The organism is Mesorhizobium sp. BR1-1-4, from assembly GCF_020165375.1.
GTDB classification, from domain to species: Bacteria; Pseudomonadota; Alphaproteobacteria; order Rhizobiales; family Rhizobiaceae; genus Mesorhizobium; species Mesorhizobium australicum.
On sequence record NZ_JAIUIB010000002.1, the window covers coordinates 373,009 to 389,849 of the forward strand.

Annotated in this window: 18 protein-coding genes and 1 pseudogene; 10 read left to right on the forward strand and 9 right to left on the reverse strand. The window is 64.6% G+C overall.

Annotation, left to right across the window (positions count from 1 at the left end; genetic code table 11):
* Positions 1-5: 5 nt before the first annotated feature.
* Positions 6-929: a neutral zinc metallopeptidase gene (locus tag LB571_RS04995; RefSeq protein WP_015316203.1), complete on the reverse strand. Its 924-nt coding sequence runs from the start codon at positions 927-929 to the stop codon at positions 6-8.
* 117 nt (positions 930-1,046) lie between these two features.
* Here LB571_RS04995 and LB571_RS05000 point away from each other — a divergent pair, with 117 nt between their 5' ends.
* Positions 1,047-1,448: a hypothetical protein gene (locus tag LB571_RS05000; protein ID WP_224592661.1), complete on the forward strand. Its 402-nt coding sequence runs from the start codon at positions 1,047-1,049 to the stop codon at positions 1,446-1,448.
* Here the strand turns inward: LB571_RS05000 and LB571_RS05005 are convergent.
* From LB571_RS05005 to mntR, 4 genes are all read right to left on the reverse strand, one after another.
* Positions 1,445-2,146, reverse strand: coding sequence for an alpha/beta hydrolase (locus tag LB571_RS05005; protein ID WP_318012381.1), 702 nt, complete (start codon positions 2,144-2,146; stop codon positions 1,445-1,447). The genes LB571_RS05000 and LB571_RS05005 overlap by 4 nt on opposite strands.
* A gap of 6 nt (positions 2,147-2,152) precedes the next feature.
* Complete coding sequence (locus tag LB571_RS28755) at positions 2,153-2,278, reverse strand: hypothetical protein (protein ID WP_263484715.1); 126 nt, start codon at positions 2,276-2,278, stop codon at positions 2,153-2,155.
* A gap of 26 nt (positions 2,279-2,304) precedes the next feature.
* Positions 2,305-2,493, reverse strand: a complete 189-nt coding sequence (locus tag LB571_RS05010; RefSeq protein WP_015316201.1) for a hypothetical protein — start codon at positions 2,491-2,493, stop codon at positions 2,305-2,307.
* Positions 2,494-2,597: 104 nt separating this feature from the next.
* Positions 2,598-3,047: a manganese-binding transcriptional regulator MntR gene (gene mntR, locus LB571_RS05015; RefSeq protein ID WP_140761141.1), complete on the reverse strand. Its 450-nt coding sequence runs from the start codon at positions 3,045-3,047 to the stop codon at positions 2,598-2,600.
* Positions 3,048-3,279: 232 nt separating this feature from the next.
* Here mntR and LB571_RS05020 point away from each other — a divergent pair, with 232 nt between their 5' ends.
* The 3 genes from LB571_RS05020 to LB571_RS05030 all read left to right on the forward strand — a co-directional run bounded on the left by LB571_RS05020 (position 3,280) and on the right by LB571_RS05030 (position 6,296).
* Entirely contained in the window at positions 3,280-4,644 is a 1,365-nt protein-coding gene (locus LB571_RS05020; RefSeq protein WP_224592664.1) for an Nramp family divalent metal transporter, read from the forward strand.
* Positions 4,645-4,697: 53 nt separating this feature from the next.
* Entirely contained in the window at positions 4,698-5,534 is an 837-nt protein-coding gene (locus LB571_RS05025) for a protein-L-isoaspartate O-methyltransferase family protein (protein WP_224592667.1), read from the forward strand.
* Positions 5,535-5,645: 111 nt separating this feature from the next.
* Positions 5,646-6,296 carry a dihydrofolate reductase family protein gene (locus tag LB571_RS05030; RefSeq protein ID WP_140665015.1) on the forward strand — a complete coding sequence of 217 codons (651 nt, stop codon included), beginning with the start codon at positions 5,646-5,648 and terminating at the stop codon, positions 6,294-6,296.
* A 9-nt stretch (positions 6,297-6,305) separates the two neighbouring features.
* Here LB571_RS05030 and LB571_RS05035 read toward each other — a convergent pair whose 3' ends face one another.
* Positions 6,306-7,175: a LysR family transcriptional regulator gene (locus LB571_RS05035; RefSeq protein WP_224592669.1), complete on the reverse strand. Its 870-nt coding sequence runs from the start codon at positions 7,173-7,175 to the stop codon at positions 6,306-6,308.
* A 96-nt stretch (positions 7,176-7,271) separates the two neighbouring features.
* On the opposite strand from LB571_RS05035, the gene LB571_RS05040 reads away from it, so the two are divergent.
* Positions 7,272-7,871, forward strand: a complete 600-nt coding sequence (locus LB571_RS05040) for a LysE family translocator (RefSeq protein WP_224592672.1) — start codon at positions 7,272-7,274, stop codon at positions 7,869-7,871.
* Positions 7,872-7,891: 20 nt separating this feature from the next.
* Here the strand turns inward: LB571_RS05040 and LB571_RS05045 are convergent, their stop codons facing one another.
* Positions 7,892-8,686 carry an SDR family NAD(P)-dependent oxidoreductase gene (locus LB571_RS05045; protein WP_224592674.1) on the reverse strand — a complete coding sequence of 265 codons (795 nt, stop codon included), beginning with the start codon at positions 8,684-8,686 and terminating at the stop codon, positions 7,892-7,894.
* 275 nt (positions 8,687-8,961) lie between these two features.
* On the opposite strand from LB571_RS05045, the gene LB571_RS05050 reads away from it, so the two are divergent.
* On the forward strand, positions 8,962-9,420 hold the full coding sequence (locus LB571_RS05050) for a MarR family winged helix-turn-helix transcriptional regulator (protein ID WP_015316193.1): 459 nt from the start codon (positions 8,962-8,964) through the stop codon (positions 9,418-9,420).
* A 45-nt stretch (positions 9,421-9,465) separates the two neighbouring features.
* On the opposite strand, the gene LB571_RS05055 is transcribed toward LB571_RS05050, so the two are convergent.
* Positions 9,466-10,644 (reverse strand): MFS transporter, encoded by a 1,179-nt coding sequence (locus LB571_RS05055; RefSeq protein WP_140617776.1) that lies wholly within the window; start codon positions 10,642-10,644, stop codon positions 9,466-9,468.
* A gap of 195 nt (positions 10,645-10,839) precedes the next feature.
* On the opposite strand from LB571_RS05055, the gene LB571_RS05060 reads away from it, so the two are divergent.
* Positions 10,840-11,196 (forward strand): ArsR/SmtB family transcription factor, encoded by a 357-nt coding sequence (locus LB571_RS05060; RefSeq protein ID WP_015316191.1) that lies wholly within the window; start codon positions 10,840-10,842, stop codon positions 11,194-11,196.
* A 106-nt stretch (positions 11,197-11,302) separates the two neighbouring features.
* A pseudogene (locus tag LB571_RS05065) lies at positions 11,303-11,458 on the forward strand (metallophosphoesterase); the annotation flags it as partial.
* A gap of 105 nt (positions 11,459-11,563) precedes the next feature.
* On the opposite strand, the gene LB571_RS05070 reads toward LB571_RS05065, so the two are convergent.
* Positions 11,564-11,809 (reverse strand): hypothetical protein, encoded by a 246-nt coding sequence (locus tag LB571_RS05070; RefSeq protein ID WP_224529214.1) that lies wholly within the window; start codon positions 11,807-11,809, stop codon positions 11,564-11,566.
* Positions 11,810-12,002: 193 nt separating this feature from the next.
* Here LB571_RS05070 and LB571_RS05075 point away from each other — a divergent pair, with 193 nt between their 5' ends.
* Positions 12,003-12,836 (forward strand): SH3 domain-containing protein, encoded by an 834-nt coding sequence (locus LB571_RS05075; protein ID WP_224593029.1) that lies wholly within the window; start codon positions 12,003-12,005, stop codon positions 12,834-12,836.
* A gap of 427 nt (positions 12,837-13,263) precedes the next feature.
* Positions 13,264-16,755 carry a carbamoyl-phosphate synthase large subunit gene (gene carB / locus LB571_RS05080; RefSeq protein WP_224592677.1) on the forward strand — a complete coding sequence of 1,164 codons (3,492 nt, stop codon included), beginning with the start codon at positions 13,264-13,266 and terminating at the stop codon, positions 16,753-16,755.
* Positions 16,756-16,841: the final 86 nt, after the last annotated feature.

A 16,841-nucleotide genomic window follows, 5' to 3' on the forward strand; every position in this document is an offset into this window, starting at 1 on the left:
GCTGCTTAGAGCGGGCCGCTCATCGTGTTGCAGTCCGAAAGCTTGCCGCTCTTGTATCCGCGTGTCAGCCAGGTCTGCCGCTGCTGCGAGGTGCCGTGGTTGAAGCTTTCCGGCACGACATAGCCCTGCATCTTCTTCTGCAGCGTATCGTCGCCAATCTGCTTGGCCGCGTTCAGCGCGCTTTCGAAGTCGCCTTGCTCCAATATGCCCTTCTGCCCGGTGTAATGCGCCCACACGCCGGCGAAGCAGTCGGCCTGCAACTCGATGCGCACCGACAGCTGGTTGGCATCGGCTTCGCTCATGCCTTGCCGCATCTGGTTGAACTTCCCCATGATGCCGGTGAGGTTCTGCACGTGGTGGCCGACCTCATGCGCGATGACATAGGCGCGGGCGAACTCGCCGGAAGCGCCGAACTGCTGGTCGAGCTGCTGGAAGAAGGTCATGTCGAGATAGACCTTGTGGTCGCCCGGACAATAGAACGGTCCCGCCGCCGCCGAGGCAAAGCCGCAGGCGGAGCGGACCTGGCCGGAAAACAGCACCAGCTTCGGGTCCTCATAGGTCAGGCCTTGCGACTTGAAGATGCCGGTCCAGGTGTCTTCCGTCTCGGCGAGCACGGTCGCCACGAACTGCTTCATCTCGTCATTGGCTGGCGTTGCGCCGCTGTCCTGGCCGCCGCTGTTGTCCGATATCTGGCCACCGCCGCCTGGCAGCAGGCCACCGTCGCCACCGCCCAGGATCGTTGAGGGATCAAAGCCGAAATACCATCCTGCCAGCACCACCAGGATGACGAGGAATATGCTACCGCCGCCACCGGCGCGGCCACCGATCGGAATGCGGAACTGGCCGCCACCACCACCGATCCCGCCGCCGCCGCCATCGCTGCGGTCGTCCTCGATATTGTCACTCTGACGACGGCCTCTCCAGAGCATGGCAACTCCTCGTGCTGCAAACTTCCCCATTGCTCCGGCAGGGCCGGCTCAATCCAACAAACAAGTATCGCAATGGTTGCTCCAAGTCACAGCATTTTTGTGGCCAGGCAGCGCCGCATGGCCGCTCCACCACACTGGCCGGGAGCGCCGCAAGGCCTGTCGCATCGCCGGCATTGGAAGGGGGTTCCAGGCTTGAGGACGATCAGGTGTTTCCTGTCGATGCCGGTGGCGTTGCCGTGCCTCGGGCTTGCGAATGCCGGCGCGGTGACGCTCGATCCCAGCGTCGCCGTCACCGATCCGGCCACGTTGCAGGCGCTGGAGCGCGGCGGCCTGTCGATCAGCCATTTGCTCGGTCCCACGCTCGGCCTCACCCGCGACGCCGACAATAGCAGCCAGTTTTCGGTGCCGGCGCTGGCCAGCGTGCGCGACACGGTCAAGCGCGAGATATCAGACGAGCCGAAGACCAGCGAAGGAAATTGGGCCGGTCCGGCGGTTCTATCAAACGCTGAACCGCCCTAGCCGCCTTCCAGGCTCCGCCAGAACTGGAGGACCGTGGCGGCGACCGCCTCCGGCGCGTCTTCCTGGACGAGATGCTTGGCGCCGGGGACTGTCTGAAACGTCGCGCCGGGAATGCGCCGCGCCAGCTCCCTGCCGTCCTTTACCGGGATCCAATCGTCATTTTCGCCCCACAGGATGGTGACCGGACAGCGAATCTCGCCATATCGCCACTCCACCTCCTCCGTGTACCTGTCGTCCATCTGCGCGACTTGCCTCCAGAACGCCTTCTGGCCCTCGTCGCCAAGCCATGGACGCAGATAGGCCTGCATCTCGTCTGTGCGCAACGAATTGTCCGTCGCGCCATCGATGTAGGCCCGCAAGATCGCTTCGTGGACATATGCGGGCAGCCCGGCAAAAACCTTCTCGTTCTGCCTGGCTGCCTGGACCAGCGGCGAACCTTGCGGGCTGATCGCCACTGGATCGATCAGCGCCAGCGAGCGGAACTCCAAACCGTTGAGCAGATGACCGCGCAGAGCGGTCGATCCGCCGAAATCATGCGCGACCACGTCGGGCCGTTCCAGCTTCCAGTGGGCATAGAGCGCCGCGAACAGCTCGTTCTGCATGCCACGCGACACATCGCCGTCCGGCTTGTCCGACCAGCCATAGCCAAGCATGTCGAAATAGTGGACGCGTCGCTGCTTCGCCAGCCATGGCGCGATGCGGCGCTACTCGACCGAGGAGAATGGCGTGCCGTGGAGAACGACGGCGGGCGGTCCTTCCCCCATGACGCCCCAGGCGATCGAATGTCCCTGAAAGACAAAGCGTTCAGGCGGGCGCCACTCGATGGTCATCCGCATCGGTCCAGAACTGCTGCCGCTTACTCTTTCTGCTTGGCGCCGGCGCTCTTGCCGTCGGAGCTTTTCGAGCGTTCCTCGAAACGATCGGCGCCTTTCTTCAGCGGATGTCCCGTTTCGGCCTCGGTCTTGCGCTCGTCCCTGGCGGCCGCCTGTTCCAATCCTGTGGCTGCCTGCTTGCCTTTTGCGGTCGGTGCCTGCTCGATGCCCATTGCTTCCTCCCTGGCGCGCGATAGGCGCGCAATGAGAGGGGAACGCGCATAAGCGCCGGCGGTTCCAGCGGCTAACATGGTCGAAAACGCGGCAATGAAGCGCTTCAGCGCGCCGTCATCGCCTTGCGGAACGCTTCCAGCGTCTCGGCGCTGACATGGTGTTCGATGCCCTCGGCATCGATGCGCGCCGTCTCGGCGCTGACGCCGAGCGAGCGCAGAAAGGCCTCGACCGTCTGGTGGCGGATGCGGCTTTCCTCTGCGACCTTGCGGCCGGCTTCGGTCAGGAACACGCCGCGATAGGGTTTTCGCGACACCAGCCCGTCGGCGCATAGCCGCGTCAGCATCTTGGCCACCGTCGGTTGGGCGACGCCGAGGCGCGCGGCGATGTCGACCTGGCGCGCCTCGTTGCCGTCCTCGATCAGGTCGGCGATCAGTTCGACATAATCCTCGACCAGCGCACTGCGGCGCGCTTCGCGCGTCTGCCGGAACCCTTCCGAATGGACATCGGCATCGAGCAACGGCTCACGCGGGACCGGTCTGTTCTTCAGCGCCAATGCGCGCTCCTCCTCGGGAGTTTGCCGTCCCTGCTTTTATAGCACGGGCTCTGATTCTTCAGGCCGTTTATTTGCATTCCAAGAGAGGCGCAACCGGCGTCTCCGAGGTGCCGCCCTCGCACGCACTGCGCGGAGTGATAAAAAGCACCGACAATGAAATATAGCTTATTGCATAATGTTGAGCCATGGCATACCTTGAGGGCATCGTCCGGAAGTCGCGGAAAGCCTTTTCATGTCAGAAGCAGACGTCACAACCTCCCGGTCCGCATGGCGGTTCGCCAGACGGGATGAAGACGATCAGCCCAGCCTGCGCGAGGTCAACTCCTCCATCGCGGTGCCGACATCAGGCGTCTGGTTCCGCCGCTTGTTCGCCTTCATGGGCCCCGGCTACATGGTCTCGGTCGGCTATATGGACCCGGGCAACTGGGCGACCGACCTCGCCGGCGGCGCCCAGTTCGGCTACACGCTTTTGTTTGTCATCATGCTGTCCAACCTGATGGCGATCCTGCTGCAGGCGCTGGCCGCGCGCCTTGGCATCGCCACCGGCCGCGACCTCGCCCAGGCCTGCCGCGCCTACTATCCGCGCCCCGTCAATCTCGTGCTGTGGATCGCCTGCGAGCTCGCCATCATCGCCTGCGACCTCGCCGAGGTGATCGGCACCGCGATCGCGCTGCAGCTTTTGTTCGGCATCCCGCTGATCGGCGGCGCCATGCTCACCGCGCTCGACGCTTTCCTGGTTCTGCTCCTGATGAACAAGGGGTTCCGCTATCTCGAAGCCTTCGTCGTCGCGCTGCTGATCATCATCTTCAGCTGCTTTGCCATCCAGATCTTCGTTGCCGCTCCGCCGGCCGGCACGATCCTGCATTCGATGTTCGTGCCGTCCTCCGAAATCGTCACCAATCCGGCGATGCTCTACATCGCCATCGGCATCATCGGCGCAACGGTCATGCCGCACAATCTCTACCTGCATTCCTCGATCGTGCAGACCCGCGCCTATGAGCGCACGGAGGCTGGAAAACGCGATGCCATCAAATGGGCGACGACGGACTCCACCATCGCCCTGATGCTGGCGCTGTTCGTCAACGCCGCCATCCTGATCGTCGCGGCCGTCGCCTTCCACGAAACCGGCCACCAGGATGTCGCCGAGATCGACCAGGCTTTCAAGCTGCTGTCGCCGCTGCTTGGCCTCGGCATCGCCTCGATCCTGTTTGCCGTGGCACTGCTGGCGTCGGGCCTGAATTCGACGGTGACGGCGACGCTCGCCGGCCAGATCATCATGGAAGGTTTTCTGCGCCTGCGCATCCCCAACTGGGCGCGGCGCCTGCTCACGCGCGGCCTCGCCATCATACCGGTGGTGGTGGTCACCGCGCTCTATGGCGAGAAGGGCACTGGCCAGTTGCTGGTCTTCAGCCAGGTGGTGTTGTCCATGCAGCTGCCTTTCGCGGTCGTCCCGCTGGTGCAGTTCGTGTCCGACAAGAAGAAGATGGGCAATCTCGCCATCCCGCGCGGCGTCGCCGCACTGGCCTGGGTGGTCGCGGCAATCATCCTGGTGCTCAATTTCAAGCTGCTCTACGACACCATGTTCGGGGTTGGCTGAAGTTCCGTTTAATCACGGGACAAACCGCCGGATCGCGCTATTTTCCCGATGCCATGAGCGACCTCGAAGATATCCGGACATTCTACGCGCGGCTGATGGCGGTCAACGCCGCCTCATCGGACCCGCGCCTGGAAGAGGTGTTCGCCAGCGTACCGCGCGAGGCCTTCCTCGGCCCCGGCCCATGGACGGTCATCACCGGCAATGGCACGGTCACCACGCCAAGCGCCGATCCGGCCCACATCTGCCAGAACGTCCTGGTGGCGCTCGATGCCGACAAGGGCATCAACAATGGCGAGCCCTTTCTGCACGCCATGTGGATCGGAAAACTCGCACCAAAGCCTGGCGAAGCCATCACGCATATCGGCGCCGGCAGCGGTTACTACACGGCTTTGCTGGCCAGACTGGTTTCGCCAGGCGGCACCGTCACCGCCTTCGAGATCGACGAAAACCTGGCCGGGCTGGCACGCAAGAATCTCGAAACCTACGGCAATGCGACCATTGTCCATGGCGATGCCGTGACGTCGCCGCTGCCGCCGTCCGACATCATCTATGTCAATGCCGGTGTCGTCGCCCCTCCCGCCGGATGGCTGAAAGCGTTGCGCCCCGGCGGCCGCATGATCTTCCCCTGGCGTCCCGCCGAGCGCGTCCCGCTGGCGATGCTGGTGACCCGCACCGAAAAGGGCTTTGCCTGCGATCCGTTCATGCGTGCCTGGTTCATCCCATGCTTCGGCGCCTCGCTCGCGGATCTTGCGGCGAAGATCCCGACACACGAGCAGGCCACGCGCAGCCGCTCGATCTGGCTGGTCGAGGACAGGCAGCCGGACCGCACCGCCACGGCGATCTTCGAGCATGTCTGGTTCTCGTCGAAAGCCGTGAGCGTCCGCGGCTGACCTATCGAGGGCGGACCAAATCTCGCGGCCTTTGTCGGGATGGGCGCGGTTGCTCCGTCCTTGGGTTGAAGTCCGGCCGCGATGGCGTGGCCGCAAGCAAGGGAGAGCACAATGAGAAAGATCATCGCCGCGACCTTCGTCAGCCTCGATGGCGTCATGCAGGCGCCGGGAGGGCCGGAAGAGGATCCGGTCGGCGGCTTCGAATTCGGCGGCTGGACGTTCCACTACTTTGACGAGGTGGGAGGCGCGGCAATGGAGGAATTGTTCTCCAAACCCTTCGCCCTGCTGCTCGGCCGCAGAACCTACGACATCTTCGCCGCGTACTGGCCCTACCAGAAAGATCCGATCGCGGATGCGTTCAACCCTGCGACCAAGTATGTGGCGACCCATCGGCCGGATACTTTGACCTGGCAGAACACGCACGCGCTTGGGCCCGATATCATCACGGCTTTGCGTCGCCTCAAGCAGGAAGATGGACCTGACCTGCTCATCCAGGGATCTGGCGATCTCATTCAGACCCTGCTCGCCAACGGGCTGATCGACGAGATCCGGCTGATGATCTTCCCGCTGTTGCTGGGCAAGGGCAAGCGGCTGTTCGGCGAGGCCGCGATGCCGGCCGCTTTCAAGCTTGTCAAATCGCAGACTTCGACCACCGGCGTCATCATCGCGACCTATGAGCGCGCGGGCGAAATCAAGGTGGGCTCCTTTGTCACGGGCGAGCCATCCCCGGCCGAACTCGAGCGGCGCAAGAACTGGAAGTAAATTCGGGCATCAAGCAGCCTGCGATCGCCGCGCCAGCCCATCGCGTATATGCCGTGCGAATTCCTGCGCCGCCGTGCTCACGCCATGCCTCGGCAGGTGCAGGTTGATGGCAAAATTCGGCAGCGGCGGCAGGCCGCTGTCGAACGGCAATATGTCGAGATCGGCTGGCACGGTGGAAGCGAGCCATGAAGTGACGGCGAGGTCGGAACGCACCGTCGCCGTCGTCGCGTCGATGTTGCCGTTCTCGAACACGCTGCGCCATTCCAGCCCATGCTCGTTAAGTGCCGCCAGCACCACCGGCCGGAAGGCGCAGGTGTCGGCAACGATCGAGACGGGCAATGGCCGCTTGGCGCGAGCCACCCCACCCCTTGCGCCGACCCAGACCAACCGATCGATGGCCAGGCATTCGCCAGAGGTCGGGCCGACCCGCTCCTCGATTACCGCGAGGTCGATGGTTCCGGCCGCCAGTGCCGCCGCCAGTTCCGGCGAGGAGGCGCAGACCAGCGATATCTCGACCTGCGGATAGGCCTCGGCATAGGCCTTCAGGACGGGAGCCAGCAAGGTGCCGACCAGGTCGTAGGGCACGCCGAGCCGAACCTGGCCGGCCACCGCGCTGCCCGCCATCTCGGCCCAGATCTCGTCGTTGAGGCTGAGCAGGCGCTTGGCCTTGTCGAACAGCCGCTCGCCGGACCGCGTCAGGCGCAAGCCGCGCCTGTCGCGCTCGAACAGGCTGCAGCCGAGCGTTTCCTCCAGCCGCTTGACCTGCTGGCTGACGGCCCCTTGCGTCAGGTGCAGCGCGTTGGCCGCCGCCGTCATGCTGGCTTTGTCGGCGACGGTGACGAAGGTGCGCATGAGACTGACATCGAGATTTCGGATCATGACCGGCATTATAAATGCTAATGATCATCATCGCAAACATTGCATTTACTGATGCCACGCTCAGTCTACCATGAAGCCTCCGACAAAGGACGCTCCATGCTCCAGCCGATCCTGCCGCTCATCCTGTTTGCCTTCGTGGCCACCGCGACGCCGGGCATCGCCACGACATTGTCGACCGCTTCGGGTGCGCAGTTCGGCTTTCGCCGCTCGGTTCCCTTGATGGTCGGCAGTGCCGCCGGTCTCGCGACCGTGACGGGGGCGGCCGCCGCCGGGCTCGCCGGGCTGCTGCTTGCCATGCCGTCGCTGCAGCTTGCCATGAAGATCGCCGGCTCGCTCTACCTCGTCTGGCTGGCAATCAAGATCGGCCGCGCCGGCCCGCCCAATCTCGATGTCGCCATGGCCAAACCCAACAGTTTCCTGGGCGGCGCCGGAATCCAGTGGATGAACCCCAAGGGTTGGGCGATGGGTCTGGGCGCGGCGGCCTCCTTCGCCGCGCTTGCCGACGGTCCGGCGCAACTCGCTTTGCTGCTCGGCTCGACCTTCGGCCTCACCGCCGCCATCTCGCTGTCCGTCTGGTGCGTGGCGGGCATGGTGCTGGCGCGGCTGCTCAAGACCGAGTGGCAATGGCGCGCGCTCAACATCGTGCTCGCGCTGGTGCTCGCCGCCTCGATCATCCCGATGTGGCGGACGGCCTGACGGCCGGCCGCCACGTCAGCCTAAGCCGCATAGCGCGGGGCCGGCTTGTCGGCGTGCAGGCTGCCATAGAAGGCCTGGCGGGCGCCTAGGAATGTGTCCAGCTTTCCCGTGTCGGCAAGCGCCGGCACGGTGACGGCCTCGCCCCTGGCCAGGCCGACAAGGGCGGCGTCGACCATATCGTCGGCGGTCATGACGATCTCCTTCGGCAACTGGTCGATATCACCGCCGGAAAGCTCCCAGAAATCGGTTCGGGTCGCGCCCGGCAGCACCACCTGCACCGTCACTCCGGTGCCCGCGACCTCGCGATGCAGGGCTTCGGTGAAGTTGACGACATAGGCCTTGGTGCCGCTGTAGATGCCGCCGAACGAGGTGTCGAAGGCCAGGACCGAGGCGATGTTGACGATCCCGCCCCGGTTGCGCGCCAGGAACCCAGGCAGCACGGCACGCGTCAGCCGGGTCAGAGCCACGACATTGACCTTGATCATGCGCTCGGCCGCGTCGGCATCGGCGGTTGCCACCGCTGCCTGACCGCCAAGGCCGGCATTGTTGACCAGCAGCGTCACGGTTTCGTCGGCTGATATCGACTGCTCGACACGGCGCACATCGCCGTCGTCGGACAGATCGGCGCTGATCACGCTCACGTTGCGGCCGTGGTCATGGCGCAACTTCTCGGCCAGCGCCTGCAGCCGGTCGGCACGGCGCGCCACCAGCACCAGGTCGTAGCCCTGCCCCGCCAGACGGTCCGCATAGACGGCGCCGATCCCCGACGAAGCGCCGGTAACGACCGCCGTGCCCTTGTTGTCATTCTTGCTCATTGTCACGTTCCTTGTGTTCGCTGTCTTCGGCCCCGGTGGATAAATATCCGCCGGCCAGGCTGTTATTCGAGTTAGTGGTATATGCCACTTTTCGCGAAGTAGGTATATGCCACCATCTTGTCAACGGCGGCGGCGAAAACTATTTCTGCGGCAGGCTGGCGCACCTGCCAGACAATTCCAGCAAGTGCCCAGCGGTTCTGCGTCCGGAATTGCGTGACAAGAGAGAGCATTGGAGGCGATGCGTTTCGCCGGAGGTGTTCCAGCAAGGAGCGATCATGAGTGAAGCTGACGGATTTAGCCGTTGCAACAATGCCACCTTGCGGCGTACCGCGCGCAGGCTCGGCCGGTTCTATGACGACGCGCTGGCGCCTTCCGGCCTGAAGGGCACACAGTTCGGCCTGCTCTTCCAGATCAGTGTCGGCAGCGAGCCGGCGATGGGAGCCATTGCCGAGGCGCTGATCATGGATCTGTCGGCGCTCGGCCACACGCTGAAGCCCCTGGTCCGCGACGGCTATGTCGAAACCTTCCCCGACAAGGACGATCGCCGCGTCAAGCGCGTACGGCTGACGTCATCAGGACAGGCCAAGCTCGACGAGGCGATCAAGCTATGGAGCGTCGCCCAGCGGCAATTCGAGGCCATGATCGGCGCGGAGCAGGCCGCGAAACTGCGGGCCACACTCGATGAAGTGGCTGCGTTGAAGCTGGAATTGCCCGCGGCCACTCCTTCCAGCTGAAGAAGCGGCCGCGAAAAAACAAGGATGCAAGCCTCGGAGCCGGCCTTATTCCGCCGGCATGGTGACGGCCCGGGCAAACACCCGCCCCGCCAGCACGATGCCGAGCCCGACGATCGGAAACACCGCCGCGACCAGGCCGAGATCGGCGGGCGCGCCGTAGCGCAGCACGCCACCACCGACCACCGCGCCCACCGCCACGCCGAGATAGAGCGCCGAACCATTGAGCGACAGCACGATCGGGGCGGCGTCCGGCGCCAACTTGATGATGCGGCTGGCCTGCGCCGGCGGGAACGCCCAGCCGACGATGCCCCACGGCACCATCATGGCCATCAGCGCCGGTCCGGCAATGTGCTGCGGCAGGAAGGTCGGGATGACCGACAGCATGATCAGCATGGCGGCACTCAACGCCAGCGACCAGCCGACGGTGCGCGTGGCGCCGAAACGGTCGGCCGCCTGGCCGCCGGCAATGTTGCCGACGACGGCGCCGACGCCGAAGGCGAGCAGCATGCCGGGCAGCGCGATCTCGCTCAGCCCGCCGCCCTCGATGGCAAGCGGCGCGACATAGGCAAAGACGGTGAAGGCACCGACCAGCGCCAGCAATGTCGTCACCAGGATCGGCATCACGCCGGGACGCATGGCGGCCGCCAGCCGGCGCTTCAGCGGCAGCCTGGTGCCGATGATGCCGCGCGGCAGGCGGTACCACAGGATGGCGCCGGACAGCGCGCCAAGGCCAGCAATGGCATAGAAGGTGCCGCGCCAGCCGGCGATGGCCGCGACGAGCGCGCCAAGCGGCGCCCCGACTGCGACCGCCACCGTGGTGCCGCCGACGACGACGGCGATGGCGCGGGCGCGGTGATGATCGTCCACCAGCGCCACCGCCGTGCCTTGCGCGGTCGCCGCGAACAGGCCCGACGACAGCGCCATGATGATGCGTGCGACGAGCAGCACTTCGAAGGATGAGCTCAAGGCGGCGACGACATTGCCGACGACGAAGAACACCAGCGTCCACAGGATCACGCGGCGCCGGTCCCATTCGCCGGTCAGCGTCGCCAGGATCGGCGTGCCCACGGCATAGGCGAGCGCGAAAGCGGTGATCAGCGAGCCGGCGAGCGGCACGGAGATGCCGGCATCCCTGGCGATATCGGGCAGGAGGCTGGAGATGACGAAGCCTTCGGTCGAGATCGCAAACGATCCGAGCGCAAGCCAGAAAATTCTCTTGTCCATGGGAAAGCGTCCTTAGTTCAAAAGTTATTGAACAATTGGACATAAAGGGGCATCATGTCAATGAAGCCAGGCAAAAATAGCATAACCATGCTGACAGCCCTGTGTCAGGACGGCCATGAACTGGAGAAACAGTGTGTATGGACCGGGCAGGATCGACGCGTTGAAATCGGCCCGAACTGTGCTTAGGTTCCAGCCATGACCTTGCCACACCCCAATACGGACCAGATCAGCCTGCCTATTGTGCTCGGCGTGCTCGGCGACCCGACGCGGCTTGCGATCGTGCGCTATCTCGCCAGCAAGGAAGGCGTGCCGCTGAACTGCAGCCGCTTCCTCGATCTCGGCTCCAAGACCAATCTGAGCTACCACCTCGCCAAGCTGCGTGAGGCCGGTGTCACCCGCGCCGAAGTGGTCGGCACCAACCGCATGATCACGCTGCGCCGCGCCGATCTCGACGCCCGCTTCCCCGGCCTGCTCGACAGCGTCATCGCCGCGGCCGCGGGCGACGCCGCCCTGCCGGCCGTCGGCGGCCACGACATCGAAGTGTCGGCCTGACGCATTTTCTTTCCCTCGCTAAGCGGGAGGAAATCATGTCCCTGTCAGGGTCGCCCTTTCGACCAGTCCTTCGCCAGCCTGTGGAGCCCCCTCGAAAATGCGCTTAGCCCGCTACGACATCGTTACCTTGGGCGGCGCCGGCCAGCCGGATCGCTTCGAGACGATCGCCGTCGAGTACGACCACGAGGCGGCGGCACGGCAGGCTGAACAGGCGGGACGCCCGGAACGGGCGCACGCGCTCAGGACGGGATTCATGCCGTAAGCATCCTGCCTGCACAAGTGCTGTAGGCATTCTCCTTCGGCTGGGCAGCACCTGTCAGGATGCCGCCACTCATTCGATGGAACTAGACAGGGCCGGTAAGTCTTCTCAGCGCCTTCGCGGCTTCCGGTAGAGAGACCAGATCGGAAACGCCACGAAACCAGCTAAAATCACCGCTAGTCCGCTCCAATAGAGATAGGGGCTTTCGGTCCGGTCTATGAGGAAAACACCGCGTCCATAAATTAGTGCGACGCCTTTTCCTGTCCAGAGGAAGGCGATCAGCGCTATGCTTCCAACAATCGCTTCCGCAATGAAAATGCCTTTGATGATTGGCGAATATCCGTCCCCGGCCATGTAGGTCCCCGCACACGCTCGAAGCGTATCCGATGGACGGCGGGCGTCAATACCGCCCAAGCCAGCACCGCCTATACCAAGGCTTCGCAACAATTTTCGGGCTTACATGGCGGCCCATCGTCCCCTATAAAACCGGCCGAACATGCGGCAAGATGGCCGCGGCATGGAATTTCGAGTATCGGCGCACGGCCAGATGATGAGGCGCACAGTTACGCTCCGAACAGGTTTGCATGCGCTGGTTGCGGTTCCGCTGCTGATGGTGGCGTGGCTGGCTGTTGTCCCGGCCCGTGCGGAAGAAGGTCCTTTCATCTCCGTCGTCACCGGGCTCGCCCCCGACGACCTGCTCAATGTGCGCGCCAAGCCGTCGGCGATCGGCAAGACCGAGGCCCGCCTGGCGGCCGGTGCGAGCGTACGGAACCTCGGCTGCAACGACATTGACGGCCATCCCTGGTGCAAGGTCGAGTCTGACAATCCCAAAGCCACCGGCTGGGCTCCCGCGCGCTACCTCGTTCCCCTCAATCCGGCGACCGTGCCCGACGAGGCCGCGGATACGCCCGCCATGGCCACCGAAGCCGCCGCGACGCCCGATGCGCCCGACCTGACCGCTCGGCTGGGTGACGTGAACCAACCCGCCAGCCCCGAAGCCATGCCGAAATCCGCGGCGGAGATCGCCATGCAGGATGCCTATGGCCTGGCGCTGGCTGCGGCTGAAAACGGACCCGCGGCCGAAGAGCCAACCGGGGCCACGGCCGGCGATGCCGGCCTGCAAATTCCCTGCGCCCGCTACGTTGGACAGCCCATGGCGCCTTGCGCGGCGAGCGTGACGCACAAGGGCACGGACAAGGCCGACGTCACCGTGACCTGGCCCGATGGCGGCAGCCGCGTCATCTCCTTCACTGCCGGCCTGCCGGCAAGCTCGGACGCCGGCAGCGACTTCCGCTTCACCCGGGAAGGCAAACTCAACATGATCCGCATCGGCGTGTCGGAGCGGTTCGAGATCACGGACACGGTGGTGCTGGGGGATTAGAGTTCGGCGACTTTTGCCGTGGCTGCCTGATTGCTGGGGTTTGCGCCGCCCTCATTGCCCTGCCGGGCATTTCTCTCCGTATAATGACGGGGAGAAAGATGCTGGCCGCAACCTTGCGCTCTTCTTGCAACAGCGGTGATTGGCGACACCGGCGACCGCAGCACCCCTCTCCCCGTCGCTATACGGGGAGAGGATGCCGGCAGGCAGGTGAGGGGCAGCGCCAACGCACTGCAAGATACCCATTCAAACCCAACGCGCGCGCCCAGCCTGTGCAGCCCCGCCCAATCCCGCATTTTCGGGGTTACATCGGGCAAAACTCTTCCCTATAAGGCCCTCCTAGCCTGATACCAGAATCGCGAGCACAACCGGCCGGGTCTTCCCGTCCCGGTTTTTTGTGCAAGCCCGCTGCCGAACGGAATTCATAGACATGCCCAGACGCACCGACATCAAGTCGATCCTGATCATCGGGGCCGGCCCCATCGTCATCGGCCAGGCCTGCGAATTCGACTATTCCGGCACCCAGGCCTGCAAGGCGCTGAAGGAAGAGGGATTTCGCGTCATCCTGGTCAATTCCAACCCGGCCACCATCATGACCGACCCGGAACTGGCCGACGCCACCTATATCGAGCCGATCACCCCAGAAGTGGTCGCCAAGATCATCGCCAAGGAGCGGCCCGACGCGCTGCTGCCGACCATGGGCGGCCAGACCGCGCTCAACACCGCTTTGTCGCTGCGCCGCATGGGCGTGCTCGAGCGCTACAATGTCGAGATGATCGGCGCCGACGCCCATGCCATCGACAAGGCCGAGGACCGCGCGCTGTTTCGCGAGGCGATGAAGACGATCGGGTTGGAGACGCCGAAGTCGATGCTGGCCAACGCCACCGACGTCAAGAACGCCGACCGCAAGACGCATGAGGCCGAGCGCGCCGCGCTGAAGGCCGAGAAGCCCGACAATCTTGACGCCGAACTCGATGCGCTGGAAACCCGCTGGAACCTCGGCGAAGGCGACCGCAAGCAGCGCTACATCAGCCATGGCATGGCGATCGCCGCCCAGGCCCTCGACCATGTCGGTCTGCCGGCCATCATCCGCCCGTCCTTCACCATGGGCGGCACCGGCGGTGGCATCGCCTACAACAGGGCCGAATTCTACGACATCGTCCAGTCCGGCCTCGACGCCTCGCCGACCACCGAAGTGCTGATCGAGGAGAGCGTGCTCGGCTGGAAGGAGTATGAGATGGAGGTCGTCCGCGACAGAGCGGACAATTGCATCATCGTCTGCTCGATCGAGAACATCGACCCGATGGGCGTGCATACGGGCGACAGCATCACCGTTGCCCCGGCGCTGACCTTGACCGACAAGGAATACCAGATGATGCGCAACGCCTCGATCGCGGTGCTGCGCGAGATCGGCGTCGAGACCGGCGGCTCCAACGTGCAGTTCGCCGTCAACCCGGCCGATGGCCGTCTCGTCGTCATCGAGATGAACCCGCGCGTCTCGCGCTCGTCCGCGCTCGCCTCCAAGGCGACCGGCTTCCCGATCGCCAAGATCGCCGCCAAGCTAGCCGTCGGCTACACGCTGGACGAGCTGGAGAACGACATCACCGGCGGCGCCACGCCCGCCTCGTTCGAGCCGAGCATCGACTATGTCGTGACCAAGATCCCGCGCTTTGCGTTTGAAAAGTTCCCCGGCGCCGAGCCGGTGCTGACCACGGCCATGAAGTCGGTCGGCGAAGTCATGGCCATCGGCCGCACCTTCCAGGAGTCTTTGCAGAAGGCGCTGCGCGGTCTCGAGACCGGCCTCACCGGCCTCGACGAGATCGAGATCCCCGGCCTTGGCGCTACCAACAGCGCCGACGACCGCAACGCCATCCGCGCCGCTCTGGGCACGCCGACGCCCGACCGGCTGCGCATGGTGGCACAGGCGATCCGCATGGGCACCTCGCTGGAAGACGTGCACGCCATGTGCAAGATCGACCCCTGGTTTCTCGAACAGATCGCCGGCATCGTCGCCATGGAAGCCCGCATCCGCGAGCACGGCATTCCGGGCGACGCAGTCAATTTGCGCATGCTGAAGGCGATGGGCTTCTCCGACGCCCGCCTCGCCTCGCTGACGAAGACCGACGCCGAAGTCGTTCAGAAGACTCGCGAAAAGCTCGACGTTCATCCGGTTTATAAGCGCATCGACACCTGCGCGGCCGAATTCGCCTCGCCCACCGCCTACATGTACTCGACCTATGAAGTGCCCTTCGCCGGCGCGCTCGCCGATGAGGCGCAGGTCTCGGCGCGCAAGAAGGTCGTCATCCTTGGCGGCGGGCCGAACCGCATCGGCCAGGGCATCGAGTTCGACTATTGCTGCTGCCACGCCGCGTTCGCGCTGCGCGATGCCGGCTATGAAGCGATCATGATCAACTGCAACCCCGAAACCGTGTCGACCGACTACGACACTTCGGACCGGCTCTATTTCGAGCCGCTGACGGCGGAGGATGTGCTGGAGATCCTGCGCGCCGAGCAGGCCTCGGGCGAACTGGTCGGCGTCATTGTCCAGTTCGGCGGCCAGACGCCGCTGAAGCTGGCCGACGCGCTGGAGAAGGCCGGCATTCCGATCCTCGGCACCTCGCCCGACATGATCGATCTGGCCGAAGACCGCGACCGCTTCCAGAAGCTGCTGCACAAGCTCAACCTCAGCCAGCCGAAGAACGGCATCGCCTATTCGGTCGAGCAGGCCCGCCTCGTCGCCGGCGAACTCGGCTTCCCCTTAGTGGTACGCCCCTCCTATGTGCTCGGCGGCCGCGCCATGCAGATCATCCATGACGAGGGCATGCTGCAATCCTATTTGCTCGACACCGTGCCCGGCCTGGTGCCGGAGGACATCAAGCAGAAATATCCCAACGACAAGACCGGCCAGATCAACACGCTGCTGGGCAAGAACCCGCTTTTGTTCGACACCTATCTCTCCGGCGCCATCGAGGTCGATGTCGACTGCCTCTGCGACGGCAAGGCGACCTTCGTGTCGGGCATTCTCGAACACATCGAGGAAGCCGGCATCCATTCGGGCGACAGTGCCTGCTCGCTGCCGGTTCACTCGCTGCCCTCCGAATTGGTCGACGAGCTGGAACGCCAGACGGCGGCTCTTGCCCGCGCGCTCAATGTCGGCGGCCTGATGAACGTGCAATACGCGATCAAGGACGGCACGGTCTATGTGCTGGAGGTCAACCCGCGTGCGTCGCGCACCGTGCCCTTCGTCGCCAAGACCATCGGCCGTCCGATCGCGAAGATCGCCGCCCGCATCATGGCCGGCGAGACGCTGGAAGACGCCTTCGCCCATTACGGCGCCATGCCCGACCCCAGGAATCCCGGCCACATCGCGGTCAAGGAAGCCGTCTTCCCCTTCGCCCGCTTCCCCGGCGTCGACATATTGCTCGGCCCGGAAATGCGCTCCACGGGCGAGGTCATGGGCCTCGACCGCGATTTCGCGCTGGCCTTCGCCAAGAGCCAGCTCGGAGCCGGCGTCGACCTGCCCCGCTCCGGCACGCTGTTCGTCTCGGTCCGCGACGAGGACAAGAAAGGCATCCTGCCGGCGGTCAAGCGCCTCGCCGGCCTCGGCTTCAAGGTGCTGGCCACCTCGGGCACGCAACGCTTCCTCGCCGAAAACGGCGTCGACGCCCAGAAGATCAACAAGGTCCTGGAAGGCCGCCCACACATCGAAGACGCCATCCGCAACCGCCAGGTCCAGATCGTCTTCAACACGACCGATGGCCAGAAGGCGGTGTCGGACTCCAAATCGCTGCGCCGGGCAACGCTGATGCAGAAGGTGCCGTATTACACGACGCTGTCGGGGGCTGCGGCCGTGGCGGAGGCGATTGCGGCGCTGAAGGCGGGGAGCCTCGAGGTCCGGCCGCTTCAGGAGTATTTTGCTTAGGAGAGCCAATCCTCTAGGATTCCGCTTTGCGGATTCTCAGGAGTAGAGATTTGGAAAATGCCGAAAAGGGGCTTCTTTTCGACCGC